This is a genomic window from Rhodococcus sp. 4CII (assembly GCF_014256275.1).
Lineage (GTDB): Bacteria > Actinomycetota > Actinomycetes > Mycobacteriales > Mycobacteriaceae > Rhodococcus_F > Rhodococcus_F wratislaviensis_A.
Map to the genome: position 1 here is coordinate 1,012,327 of NZ_JACCFE010000002.1, position 12,778 is coordinate 1,025,104.

Below are 12,778 nucleotides of genomic sequence, written 5' to 3' on the forward strand. Positions count from 1 at the left end.
GCTCATGCCGGCACGTCCTCGACGCCGGCACCGTCCGCGCCCTCGGTTCCGCCCGCTCCCGGCCACGTCCGGCCGTTCCGCGGCATATGAATTCGCACCTCGGTGCCCTTGCCGGGCGCGGACCGCACGTCGACGTGCCCGCCTCTGCGCTCGATCCGCCCCCGGATCGACTTCGCCAGCCCCTGACGATCCGGAGACACCTCGTCGACGTCGAATCCGACGCCCCGATCTCGGACGAACACGCTGACCTGTTCGCGCTCGGCCTCGGCGAACAGGTTGATGTCCGTCTCACCGGAGTGCTTGGCCGCGTTGACCAGCGCCTCCCGGGCCGCACCGAGCACCGCGGTGAAACTCTCCTTGGACAGTCCCTCGCCGGTGCCCTCGACGTCGAGTGCCACGTCGCCCACGGTCACCGGCCGCACCGTGACACCGTGGTGGTCCTCCACCTCGCCGGCGATGATCCGCAGCGCTTCCGCGAGACTCGAATGGTCGGTGTCTCCCCCGCCGAACAACCACTTCCGCAGTTCCCGTTCCTGACCGCGGGCGAGGCGCGCGACCTCCTGTGGGTGGTCGGCCTGCTTCTGGATCAGCGCCAGTGTCTGGAGAACGGAGTCGTGCAGGTGTGACGCGATCTCCTCGCGCTCGTCGTTGCGGATCCTGGCGGCGCGTTCCGCCCCGAGTGCGCGCCACAGCCGCAACCACAGGGGAACTGTCAGCAACCCGGCACCGACGAGGGTGACCACCACGGCCAGCAGCGACGACCGCAGCGCGGCGAAGTCGACCTGCGCGAGGATCACCACGCCGAGACCCGACACGATCAGTGTCACGCCGCCGAGCACTCGCGCCCACGTCAGGACGGTGGGACGCTGCGGCAGCCCGATAACGGTCCGGGGCCCCTCCGAATCGAACTCGCGCCACACCAGCGCCGCACCCACCGCCACCACGATGATCGGCGCGATCACACCACCGACCCGGCCGCTGAACAGCCACGACAAGGCGGATGCGCCGGCCAGTCCGATCGCGATCAGCCCGTACGCCCGCCGCCGCTCAGCGGCAGTGGGCTTCTCGGTATCGGAGCCCGCGGCCGTGAAGATCCACAACAGTCCGTAGCCGACGATGCCCGCGCCGGCGAGTGCGGCCAGGCACGCGAACACGACCCGCACCTTCATCACGTCGACGCCCAGCTGGTCTGCGATACCGCCCGCGACGCCGCCCACGATCCGACCGCCGGCCCGGCGTTCGAGCCGTGGCATGGTGACACCGCCGGGCGGTACCGGCGCGGTCACTGCGGCCGCGGACGTGTTCGACACAGGGTGCACACCTTCGATACTGGCACGATCCCCGAATGGCGGCATCAGGGTCCGACCCTGACTTCGACGTCCGCCACGGCCCACCCCGAGCGGAAAGATCAGGGTAGTTCCCGATGTACCCGCGCCACGCCGACCGGAACGATGGTCGTATGAGCAATGGGAGCTTCCAAGAGCAGATACAAGATCTGTGGCGGACCCGACCGGTGCGGTTGCCCGGCCGCGGCCACGTCGCCGGTGTCTGTGCAGGAATCGGCTACCGCTATGGCGTCGATCCCGTACTGATACGAGTCGCCTTCGTCGTGTCCACCATTTTCGGCGGCGCCGGAGTGCTCCTCTACCTGGCGTGCTGGCTCGCCCTCACGAAGTCGGGCGACCCGGCCTCGCCCGCGGAGTCGTTGGTCGGACGCGGTCACAGCTCCGACTCGGGCACCAAGACCATCGTCCTCCTCGTCGCACTGGCGATCGCCCTGAGCACCGTCGGACCCTTCGGCGTCGGCCTCGGCGGCTCCGGGCTGATCAGCATGGCGCTCATGCTCGGTGGCCTGTGGCTGCTATACCAACGGCAGCCGATACCTCCGCCGTTGCCGACCGGAGCCGTCGCGCCCGGGGTCGGGACCGGATATCCCGGGACGAGCTTCTCGCCCGGCCAGTTCGGCGCCAATCCGTTCGGTCCGGGCACCTACGGTCCGGCCGCCTACGGTCCGTACACGAAGCTTCCCGATTCCTACACGCCGAGCACTCCGCCCGCCCCGGACGAGGATCCGGCCGACGCCCCCACCGAGGCGCTGAAGCCCGACACTGCTGCCGCCCAGACCGATCCGATGCCGTTCGAGAAGTCACCGCCCCCCGATCCGCGGGTCGATACACCGCCGGCCCCGTTCGCGCCGCTCGAACCGCGACCTCCGGCATGGGACCCGCTCGGTGTCGCCCCGTTCGCGTGGGATCTCCCCGAACCGGCCAGGACCACCACTCCCGCAGTACAACCGGAGCGCAGGCACTCGCGCCTGACCACCACGGTGATCGGACTGGCGATTCTGGCCGCGGCCGCGGCGACGGCGTTGTCGGTCGCCACCGGGTCCGACTGGTTGAACCCCGGCCGGATCGGGGCCGTCGCGCTCGCCGTCATCGGCGTCGGACTGCTGATCGGCGGCTTCCTGCGCAAGGGCTACGGACTTCTCGTAGTCGCGGGCCCGCTGATCGGATTCGTGATCCTCGCCTCGATCGTCGGGGCTCTCGACCTGAGCAGCGACAACATGGGTGATCGGACGTGGACGCCGCTGTCGGCGGCCCAGATCGATCCCGCCTACTCCGGCGGATTCGGCAGCTTCACCCTCGACCTCCGGAACGTCACGCTCACCGAGGACAAGACGGTCGACGTCAGCGGCCAGTTCGGTGAGGTCGTGGTGGTGGTGCCGCCCGGCATGAACGTCGACAACCACTGCACCGCCCAGTTCGGTGAGGCGCAATGCCTCGGGGAGGGTCTCGACGGCGGCGTCGACGGCACGGACGGTCCCGTCCTGACCCTCAATGCCGATGTTCGATTCGGAAGTGTGGAGGTGCACCGTGGATGACGTCGACGACACTCAGGACACCGAGCAGACCCGGACGCGGAAGCGACCGTCGCCACTCCTGATCCTCGCCGGGGTGGCAGCGCTCCTCGTGAGCGGCTGGGCGCTCGTGGGGCCGTTCTCACTCGAACCGCTCGCGAACGTCGAGTTCCGCTGGCTGTTCGTGCTGGCCGCGGTTCTGGTCGGCCTGGTTCTCGTGTTCGCACCCAACCGGCGGAAATAGAGGCGCACTACGCACAGGCGCGGTGAGCGAGCCCTCGGGACTCGCTCACCGCGCCTCGTGCGTCACTCCCACTCGATGGTGCCCGGCGGCTTGCTCGTGATGTCCAGCACGACACGGTTGACGTCGTGCACCTCGTTGGTGATCCGGGTGGAGATCCGCTCGAGAACGTCGTAGGGCAGTCGCGTCCAGTCCGCGGTCATCGCGTCCTCACTGGACACGGGGCGAAGCACGATCGGGTGCCCGTACGTGCGCCCGTCACCCTGCACGCCGACGCTGCGGACGTCGGCCAGCAGTACAACCGGGCACTGCCAGATCTGACCGTCCAGCCCGGCGGCCGTCAACTCCTCTCGCGCAATCGAATCCGCGTGACGCAGGATCTCGAGCCGCTCCTGGGTGACCTCGCCGATGATGCGGATGCCGAGCCCGGGACCGGGGAACGGCTGACGCCCCACGATCTCCTCGGGCAGCCCCAGCTCGCGTCCCACCGCACGGACCTCGTCCTTGAACAGCAGCCGCAGCGGTTCGACGAGCGTGAACTGCAGGTCTTCCGGCAAACCGCCTACGTTGTGGTGGCTCTTGATGTTGGCCGTGCCGGTGCCGCCACCGGATTCCACGACGTCCGGGTACAGGGTGCCCTGCACGAGGAATTCGACCGTGTCGCCGTGGGCGGCGTTCTCGCCCAGCACGTCGCTGACCGCGCCTTCGAAGCTGCGGATGAACTCGCGGCCGATGATTTTGCGCTTGGTCTCCGGATCGGAGACGCCGGCCAGCTCGCCGATGAACGTGTCGGCGGCGTCGACCGTGATCAGCTTCGCTCCGGTCGCGGCGACGAAGTCCTGCTCCACCTGCGCACGCTCACCCGCGCGCATCAGACCGTGGTCGACGAACACACACGTCAGGTTGTCGCCGATCGCCCGCTGCACCAGCGCCGCGGCGACAGCGGAGTCGACACCGCCCGACAGTCCGCAGATCGCCTTGCCGTCGCCGACCTGCTCGCGGACCTGCTCGACGAGGGCGTCGGCGATGTTCGCGGCCGTCCACGCCGGCGGGATGCCCGCGATCTCGTGGAGGAACCGGCTGAGCACCTGCTGCCCGTGCGGCGAATGCAGGACCTCCGGGTGGTACTGCACACCGGCGAGCTTGCGGGCCCGGTCCTCGAACGCGGCGACGGGGGCGCCCTCACTCGTGGCCGTCACCTCGAAGCCGTCCGGCGCCGCGGTGACCGCGTCACCGTGGCTCATCCACACGGGCTGACGGGACGGCAGGCCGTCGTGCAGCAGACCACCCTGCACCGTCAGGTCGGTGCGTCCGTACTCACGGGTGCCGGTGTGTGCCACCGTTCCCCCGAGCGCCCCGGCCATGGCCTGGAATCCGTAGCAGATGCCGAATACCGGCACGTCCAGATCGAACAGCGCCGGATCGAGCTGGGGCGCACCGTCGGCGTAGACGCTCGACGGACCGCCCGACAGCACCACGGCGAGGGGATTCTTGGCCGCGATCTCCTCGACGGTCGCGGTGTGCGGAACCACCTCGGAGTAGACCTTGGCCTCCCGCACCCGCCGGGCGATCAGCTGCGCGTACTGCGCGCCGAAGTCGACGACGAGGACCGGTCTCTGTTGCTCGATATCTGCCACCGGGTCAGTCTAATCGGCGCAGCTCCGTGGTCTGCGCGACCCCATGACCGGGCCCACGCTGCCGCTATGCAACGCCGTGCTTCTGCGCGTCGGGCACCGCGGAGCCGCTGCGGATCTCGACGATCGGCAGCACCAGGGCGGCGGGGGCGTCCGCGGGCACGACCGGCGCGATCGGTGCGACCGGGTTCAGGCGCCGGTATCCCTCGCCCTGCGCCGGACGCAGGTCCTCTTCGCCCTTGTTCGGCCACAGCGAGGCCGCCCGCTCGGCCTGCGCCGAGATCGTCAGCGACGGGTTGACCCCCAGGTTCGCGGATACCGCGGACCCGTCGACGACACTCAGCGTCGGGTATCCCCACACACGGTGGTACGGATCGATGACGCCCTTCGACGGCTCCGACGCGATCGTGCACCCGCCGAGGAAATGGGCGGTGAGCGGGATGTTGAACACGTCGCCCCAGGTTCCGCCCGCGCGGCCGTCGATCTTCTCCGCGATGCGGCGGGTCGCCTCGTTGCCCGCCGGGATCCAGCTCGGGTTCGGCTCCCCGTGACCCTGCTTGCTCGTGACCTTGCGCCGGCCGAACAGACCCTTCTTCGTGTACGTGGTGATGGAGTTGTCGAGGTTCTGCATCACCAGCGCGATGATGGTGCGCTCGCTCCACTTGTACGGTGTGAGGACCTTCAACGCCGTGGGATCCTTCGCCAGCTCCCGGAGGAACGTCATCCACCGCCGCCCACCGCCGTCCGTCAGCAGGGTCTGCAGCAGGGCCATCGAATTCGACCCCTTGCCGTACCGCACGGGTTCGACGTGGGTGTCGGACGTCGGGTGGAACGACGACGTGATCGCGACGCCCTTGGTGAGTTCGAGCGCGGGGTCCACCTTGTTCTTGGCGGCGCCGAGAATCGACTCGGAGTTGGTGCGGGTGAGCACGCCCAGCCGGTCGGAGATCTTGGGCAGCGCGCCCGTCTCCTTCTGGTCGAACAGCAGGTGTTGCGTCCCCCACGTACCGGCGGCCAGCACGACGTTCGCGGCGGTGTACGTCTTGCGGTTCCGGTTCTTACGAGGACCGCTGCGCCGGGTGAAGACGTCCCACGTTCCGTCGGACGCCTCGCGCAGACCGCTGACCGTCGTCATCGGGATGATCTCCGCGCCCGCCTTCTCGGCGAGACCCAGGTAATTCTTGAGCAGGGTGTTCTTGGCGCCGTGCCGGCACCCGGTCATGCACTCACCGCATTCGATGCAACCCGTGCGGTCGGGGCCGACGCCGCCGAAGTACGGGTCCGGCACAGTCTTGCCCGCTTCGCCGAAGAACACACCAACCGGGGTCTGGATGAACGTGTCGCCCACGCCCATGTCCTCGGCGACCGACTTGATGATCTCGTCGGCGGGGGTCATGTGCGGATTCTGGACCACCCCCAGCATCTTCCGGGCCTGCTCGTAATAAGGCGTGAGCTCGTCGTGCCAGTCGGTGATGTGCGACCACTGCTTGTCCTGGAAGAAGGAGGCCGGCGGCTTGTAGAGGGTATTGGCGTAGTTGAGCGACCCGCCACCGACTCCCGCGCCGGCGAGGATCAGGCAGTCGCGCAGCAGGTGGACGCGCTGGATGCCGAAGAATCCGAGGGCGGGCGCCCACAGGAACTTCTTGACGTCCCAGCTGGTCTTCGCGAAATCGGCGTCGGCGTAGCGGCGGCCCGCCTCGAGGACGCCGACCTTGTAGCCCTTCTCCACCAATCGGAGCGCGGTGACACTGCCCCCGAATCCCGAACCGACGATGAGGACGTCGTACTCCGTTGCGCGCTGCTTGCTCATCACTCGACCTCCCACGAAACCTGAGTTATTACTCGCCAGTATGCACCCCGCGACTGTGACAGCTGCCACAAGGGTTGCCTAACTGTAACGACAGGTATCAGAAACGGTCGCGGTACCCGCAAAAGACTGTCGCCCGATGCCTCATCGGTGCAGTTGAACTGCACCGATGCGACATCGGGCGACGAGTGAAGCGGTCGAGAGCGGGTCTCAGGCGCGGACGGTGAGGCCCACCTTCTGGAATTCCTTCAGGTCCGAATACCCCGACTTCGCCATCGAGCGGCGCAGACCGCCGACGAAGTTCAGCGAACCGAACGGGTCGTCCGACGGACCGGTCAGCACCCGGTCGAGCGACGGGCGCTCGCCGAACGCGACAGGCAGCATCGTCCCGCGCGGGACCGAAGGATGCGCGGCGGCCGACGGCCAGTACCAGCCGCCGCCGGGGGCCTCCGCTGCCACGGCCAGCGGCGCGCCCAGGACCGCGGCGTCCGCACCACAGGCGATCGCCTTCGCCAGATCGCCCGAGGACGTGATGTTGCCGTCCGCGATGACGTGGACGTAGCGCCCACCCGTTTCGTCGAGGTAGTCACGGCGGGCGGCCGCGGCGTCCGCGATGGCCGTAGCCATCGGGAGTCCGATGCCGAGCACCTCACCGGTGGTGGTGGCACCCTCGGTGGAACCGTATCCGACGATGACACCGGCCGCGCCCGTGCGCATCAGGTGCAGGGCGGTGCGATGATCGCTCACGCCACCGGCCACGACGGGGACATCGAGCTCGGAGATGAACGTCTTGAGGTTCAGCGGCTCGCTGTCGCCGTGGGCGACGTGCTCGGCGGAGATGATCGTGCCGTGCACGACCAGCAGGTCGATGCCCGCCTCCAGCAGCAGCGGGGTGAGCGCCCGGGCGTTCTGCGGGCTCACCCGGACCGCGGTCGTGACGCCGGCGTCACGGACCTGCGCGACCGCGGCGGCGAGGAGACCCGGCTGCAACGGTGCCGCATGCAACTCCTGCAGCTTCTTGATCGGCGCCTCGACGTCGACGTCCGACTCCGCCAGCGCGACGAGGTCGGCGAGCTTCGCCTCGACGTCCGCGTGCCGGCCCCACAGACCCTCACCGTTGATGACCCCGAGGCCACCACGCTTGCCGAGTTCGATCGCGAACGACGGCGACCCGAGCGCGTCGGTCGGATGTGTCAGCACCGGGATGTCGAACCGGTACGCGTCGAGCTGCCAGGCCGTCGACACCTCCTTGGAGGAGCGGGTCCGGCGGGAGGGGACGATGTCGATGTCGTCCAGCTCATAGGTTCGTCGGGCTGTTCGGCCCATGCCGATCTCAACGAGGTCGCGCACGCGCGCCCCTTTCTCGTGAATCGTGACTGGTTGCTAGCGGGCGGTGTAGTTGGGAGCTTCGACCGTCATCGTGATGTCGTGCGGGTGGCTCTCCTTCAGGCCCGCGGCCGTGATCTGCACGAACTGCGCATTCTGCAGCTCCTCGATCGACGACGCTCCCGTGTAGCCCATGGCGGCGCGCAGACCACCTGTGAGCTGATGCGTGACCTGGGACAGCGGCCCGCGGAACGCGACCCGGCCCTCGATGCCCTCCGGGACCAGCTTGTCCTCGGACAGCACGTCGTCCTGGAAGTAGCGGTCCTTCGAGTACGACTTGGCGGCGCCGCGGCTCTGCATCGCGCCGAGCGAACCCATGCCCCGGTAGCTCTTGTACTGCTTGCCGTTCACCAGGATCAGCTCACCCGGCGACTCGGCGGTGCCCGCGAGCAGCGAACCGAGCATGGCCGTCGACGCGCCCGCCGCCAGCGCCTTGGCGATGTCGCCGGAGAACTGCAGGCCGCCGTCGGCGATCACCGGCACACCGTGGGGCTTCGCCGCGGCGACCGCTTCGAGAATCGCGGTGATCTGCGGGGCGCCGACACCGGCGATGACGCGGGTGGTGCAGATCGAGCCCGGTCCGACACCGACCTTGACCGCATCGACACCGGCTTCGATGAGGGCGGCTGCACCGCTGCGGGTGGCGACATTGCCGCCGATGATCTGCACGCGCTCGTCGACCTCGGCCTTGAGCTTCGAAATCATGTCCAGGACGCCGGCCGAGTGCCCGTGAGCGCTGTCGACGACGAGGACGTCCACGCCGGCGTCGGTGAGAGCCATCGCACGACTCCACGCCTCGTCACCCACACCCACGGCGGCACCGACGAGGAGCCGGCCGTCGCGGTCCTTGGTGGCGTCCGGGTGCTGCTCGGTCTTCACGAAGTCCTTGACCGTGATGAGACCGGTGAGCTTGCCCTGCCCGTCCACGATCGGCAGCTTCTCGATCTTGTGACGGCGAAGCAGGCCCAGCGCCACCTCCGCGGTGACACCCTCCTGCGCGGTGATCAGCGGCGCCTTGGTCATGACCTCGGACACGGCCCGATTCTGGTCGACCTCGAAGCGCATGTCGCGGTTGGTGATGATGCCCACCAGTTGCCCGGCCGCATCGGTCACCGGCAGTCCGGAGATCCGGAAACGGGCACATTTGGCGTCCACCTCGGCGAGGGTGTCGGACGGCTTGCAGGTGACCGGATCGGTGACCATTCCCGCCTCGGACCGCTTGACCGTCTCGACCTGCCCCGCCTGGGCCTCCACCGACAGGTTGCGGTGCAGGACGCCCATGCCACCGGCGCGGGCCATGGCAATGGCCATCCGCGCCTCGGTGACGGTGTCCATCGCAGAACTGACGAGGGGTACTCGCAGCCGGATGTCGCGGGTCAGCTGACTCGACGTGTCGACCTGGCCGGGAATGACATTCGACGCCGCCGGCAAGAGCAGGACGTCGTCGTACGTGAGACCCAGCATCGCGACCTTGTTCGGGTCGTCACCGCCGGTGTGTACATGCCCTGCTGAACTTGTCATGCGGTTCGGGCCCTCCATGAAACATAGGTGCAGCGCCGCGGCGCCGTCTGTGGACAGCCGGATCATCGATCCGGTTTACAGGGAAAAGTCCGGAGCGTCGATCGATATTCCCAGCTCCGGAGACCATGATATCGGCTCGGCGCGATCGCCACGGAGCCCACCCACGCTGGGCGTACGCCGAACGGCTGGCGCAGACCGGGCTGACCTGCGTACCGTGGTGCTGTGCGCGATCAACTGCCTCCAGGTCTGCCCCCGGACCCCTTCGCCGGCGACCCCGCCGACCCGTCCGCAGCTCTCGATGCGATCGAACCGGGCCAGCCACTCGACCCCCACGAGCGCCTCGCCGTGGAGGAAGATCTGGCCGACCTCGCCGTGTACGAGGCGCTGCTGGCTCATCGTGGGATCCGCGGGCTCGTCGTCTGCTGCGAAGACTGCCAGCAAGATCACTACCACGATTGGGACATGCTCCGTGCCAATCTCCTCCAGCTTCTGGTCGACGGCACCGTGCGCCCGCACGAGCCCGCCTACGACCCGACACCCGAGGCCTACGTCACGTGGGATTATTGCCGTGGCTACGCGGACGCCTCGATGAACGACGCTCTGCACGGGGACGGCTTCGACGCCTGACCCGGGCACGCTTTCCTCCACGAACGACTGTGGCCCGACACTTCGCGTGTCGGGCCACAGTCGTTCGTGGAGGAAAGGTGTGCCGCTAACCGGTGGGCGGCGGCACCGGCACCGTGGTCGTAGTGGGCAGCGGCACCGACGACGGCTCCTGCGGGACCTGCTGGTGGGTGGACGGTTCCGTTGCCGGGATGTCCGAGGGCAGCGTCGGGACCATCATGATCGTGGGATCGGGGCTCGTGGACGGCAACGTCTCCGGCGGCGGAAGCGTCGGCAACTGCGGCAGTTGCGGCAACGGGATGGCCGGAAGTCCCGGAATCTGCAGATCAGTGGTCGGGAGGGTACCTGTGCCCGGCAGCGGACCGACTCCCGGCAGCGTTGTGGCACCCGGGGTGCCCGGAACGGTGGCCGGCATCTCGTTGGTCTGCGCCTGCGCGTTCGTCGTGGTGGTGCCGGGTGACGTCATCGGCGGCGTGGTGGGAGCGATCTTCTCGATTTGCGCGGCAAGCTTCGCACGCCACACGTCGAGTTCGTTCCGCATGTCGGAGTCGCGAACTCCGCCGGCACGGTCGGCGGCGTTGTCGAGCAGGTGCTGCGCGGACTCGGCGTCGCCCGCCGCGATCAGCCGCTCGGCTTCATGCAACTGCGATGTCGTGTCGATCTGTGCGACGGTCGAATCGGCCTGCTGGCTGAATACGACCGACTTGACACTCCACAGCGGATCGCCCGGTTCGGCGTTGTACGAGAAGATGGTGGCGCCGCCCATCACGACGGCGACCGCGGCGGCAGCGCCGGCGATGGGTCGCAGCAGACGGAGCTTGCTGCGGGCAGCGCTACGTGCGGAACGGGCGTCCGAGGCGTCGATCGCCGCGATCACGTCGTCCAGCAGCGGTTCGGTCGGCATCGGCGTCGCCACGATGTCGGCGCGCCAATTCGTCAGCAGAAGCGCGAGCTCGTATTGCTCCGGCGAATCCGTTGCGACGGGACCGCCACCGGCGATCGCGTCGATCAGCGCATCGTCGCGGCGTACTGCCGCAACGTCCACCGGTGCGTCGTCTTCTGGGAGATCGGCATCGGGATTGCCGTTGCGCTTGATGCTCCTAGCCAAACCTCTCACCTGCCCTCGTCACTTCTTTTTTCAGTTTCGCGATAGCTCGGTGTTGAGCCACGCGGACAGCTCCCGCGGTACTACCCACGGCCGCGGCCGTCTCCTCCGCCGACATGCCGACCACGAGGCGGAGGATCAAGATCTCCCGGTGCTTCTCCGGCAGCGTGCTCAGCAATTCGTTCATCTGCCTGCTCGCTTCCGAGTCCAGCGCCCTCTGTTCGGGTCCGTCGTCGTTGGCTACGACATCGGGTACTTCGGCGACGGGCTCCGACTTGTTACGTGCGGAGTTCCGATGCGCGTCGGCGACCTTGTGCGCGGCGATCCCGTAGACGAATGCCATGAACGGCCGGCCTTGGTCCTCGTAGCGAGGTAAGGCCGTCATCACGGCGAGGCACACTTCTTGTGCCACGTCGTCCGCGGAGAGTTGTCCCCTCTCCGCAGCACCGACCCTGGCTCTGCAGTAACGCACAACCAGGGGCCGAATGTTTTCCAGGACCAGAGCTAAAGCGGCCCGGTCGCCCTGCGCTGCAGCGGCGACGGCGGAGTCCAACTCCTCGCTCGTATTAGTCATCGTTGCTGAATATCCTGGCGTTACAGTGGCACCTCCCCCGATGGGTGTGCTCCCGCTCTCAGCGGAACACTCCAAGAGTAACGGTGCCGACCGAACGGTATTCGCGCGGATTCACACCGATTCGCGCACAATCGAGCCGTAGCCCACCCGATCAGCGGCGTCAGATTCGGAAGCGCCCACCTCGCGCCCGGATCAAGGCTTCGCACTCCTCGCGCGCCACCTGGGCACGTGAGTCCGACGTCACACCCCCCAGCAACATCGCAGCTGCCCACTTCAGAGGTATCAGGCCGTGCCGGTCGCAGCGGTCGAGCACATCGGCGGCGAGCCGTGCCGCGGGACCGGAATCGGGATCCCCGGTCATCGCCGCGCTGCGTAACAGATCCGACTTGACGTGGTGGCGCACGGATCCGGAGGCCTCCGAAATTTCCGCGGCCGTATCGGCGTGGCGGCGCGCCGAGGCGAAGTCGCCGCCCGCGAGGAACAGCTCCGCGCTCACCCAGTGGGTGCGGATCCGCTGCCGCCACAGCCGATCCGCGACACCCTCGTCCAGGTGCTCGCCACAGCGTTGGAGGAGGCGCCGGCCCAGCGCGAGACGACCGCATCCCAGGGCGTCCGCGGCAAGCCCCGTCAGAGCGTCGCAGCGGGCTTCGCGGAGGAGGACGTCGCCGCCGTCACCGGACCCCGTTCCGACCACCGCGAGGGCCCGGCCGTCGAATCCGGAGGCGACACGGTGCCAGCCGAGTTGGCGCAGCAGTGACGCCTGCGTGCTCCACGCCAGCGAGACGACCGCGGGTTCGACGTCGCCGCCCCGCGTCAGCGCCTCCAGTTCGGCGCGGGCCCGGCTGTAGTGCCCTCGGGCGCCCCACACCACTGCGCGCATCCAGCGCTCGACCGGAACGTCGGTGTCCGCCAGCGGGCCCGCCCCCGGGCCGGCACCGAACGCGGCGTGGTTCAGCGATGTCGTGACTTCGGAACGGTGGCTGGAATCGGGCACGCACGAATCATTGCACCGGCGAGATTCAGGGCACC

At 68.5% G+C, this 12,778-nt stretch carries 11 protein-coding genes; 3 read left to right on the forward strand and 8 right to left on the reverse strand.

Annotated features, from left to right (window positions below):
* Positions 1-2 precede the first annotated feature (2 nt).
* Complete coding sequence (locus tag H0B43_RS05690; protein WP_213015082.1) at positions 3-1,355, reverse strand: ATP-binding protein; 1,353 nt, start codon at positions 1,353-1,355, stop codon at positions 3-5.
* A 68-nt stretch (positions 1,356-1,423) separates the two neighbouring features.
* Here H0B43_RS05690 and H0B43_RS05695 point away from each other — a divergent pair, with 68 nt between their 5' ends.
* Together H0B43_RS05695 and H0B43_RS05700 are read left to right on the forward strand one after the other, a co-directional pair.
* On the forward strand, positions 1,424-2,881 hold the full coding sequence (locus H0B43_RS05695; RefSeq protein WP_185728923.1) for a PspC domain-containing protein: 1,458 nt from the start codon (positions 1,424-1,426) through the stop codon (positions 2,879-2,881).
* A complete protein-coding gene (locus tag H0B43_RS05700) occupies positions 2,874-3,101 on the forward strand; it encodes a hypothetical protein (RefSeq protein ID WP_185728922.1) in 228 nt (75 codons plus the stop codon). Before H0B43_RS05695 ends, H0B43_RS05700 begins: the two co-directional genes overlap by 8 nt.
* A gap of 62 nt (positions 3,102-3,163) precedes the next feature.
* Here H0B43_RS05700 and guaA read toward each other — a convergent pair whose 3' ends face one another.
* The 4 genes from guaA to guaB all read right to left on the reverse strand — a co-directional run bounded on the left by guaA (position 3,164) and on the right by guaB (position 9,446).
* Positions 3,164-4,735, reverse strand: a complete 1,572-nt coding sequence (guaA, locus tag H0B43_RS05705) for a glutamine-hydrolyzing GMP synthase (RefSeq protein ID WP_185728921.1) — start codon at positions 4,733-4,735, stop codon at positions 3,164-3,166.
* A 64-nt stretch (positions 4,736-4,799) separates the two neighbouring features.
* Positions 4,800-6,542 carry a GMC family oxidoreductase N-terminal domain-containing protein gene (locus H0B43_RS05710; protein ID WP_185728920.1) on the reverse strand — a complete coding sequence of 581 codons (1,743 nt, stop codon included), beginning with the start codon at positions 6,540-6,542 and terminating at the stop codon, positions 4,800-4,802.
* Positions 6,543-6,749: 207 nt separating this feature from the next.
* On the reverse strand, positions 6,750-7,889 hold the full coding sequence (locus H0B43_RS05715; protein WP_185728919.1) for a GuaB3 family IMP dehydrogenase-related protein: 1,140 nt from the start codon (positions 7,887-7,889) through the stop codon (positions 6,750-6,752).
* Between the two features lie 33 nt (positions 7,890-7,922).
* Positions 7,923-9,446 (reverse strand): IMP dehydrogenase, encoded by a 1,524-nt coding sequence (gene guaB / locus H0B43_RS05720; protein ID WP_005239781.1) that lies wholly within the window; start codon positions 9,444-9,446, stop codon positions 7,923-7,925.
* Between the two features lie 222 nt (positions 9,447-9,668).
* On the opposite strand from guaB, the gene H0B43_RS05725 reads away from it, so the two are divergent.
* Entirely contained in the window at positions 9,669-10,073 is a 405-nt protein-coding gene (locus H0B43_RS05725) for a DUF5319 domain-containing protein (protein WP_005239778.1), read from the forward strand.
* Positions 10,074-10,158: 85 nt separating this feature from the next.
* Here the strand turns inward: H0B43_RS05725 and H0B43_RS05730 are convergent, their stop codons facing one another.
* The 3 genes from H0B43_RS05730 to H0B43_RS05740 all read right to left on the reverse strand — a co-directional run bounded on the left by H0B43_RS05730 (position 10,159) and on the right by H0B43_RS05740 (position 12,743).
* A complete protein-coding gene (locus H0B43_RS05730; RefSeq protein WP_185728918.1) occupies positions 10,159-11,187 on the reverse strand; it encodes an anti-sigma-D factor RsdA in 1,029 nt (342 codons plus the stop codon).
* Positions 11,171-11,749 (reverse strand): sigma-70 family RNA polymerase sigma factor, encoded by a 579-nt coding sequence (locus H0B43_RS05735; protein ID WP_185728917.1) that lies wholly within the window; start codon positions 11,747-11,749, stop codon positions 11,171-11,173. Before H0B43_RS05735 ends, H0B43_RS05730 begins: the two co-directional genes overlap by 17 nt.
* 160 nt (positions 11,750-11,909) lie before the next feature.
* Positions 11,910-12,743 (reverse strand): hypothetical protein, encoded by an 834-nt coding sequence (locus H0B43_RS05740; protein WP_185728916.1) that lies wholly within the window; start codon positions 12,741-12,743, stop codon positions 11,910-11,912.
* Positions 12,744-12,778 lie beyond the last annotated feature (35 nt).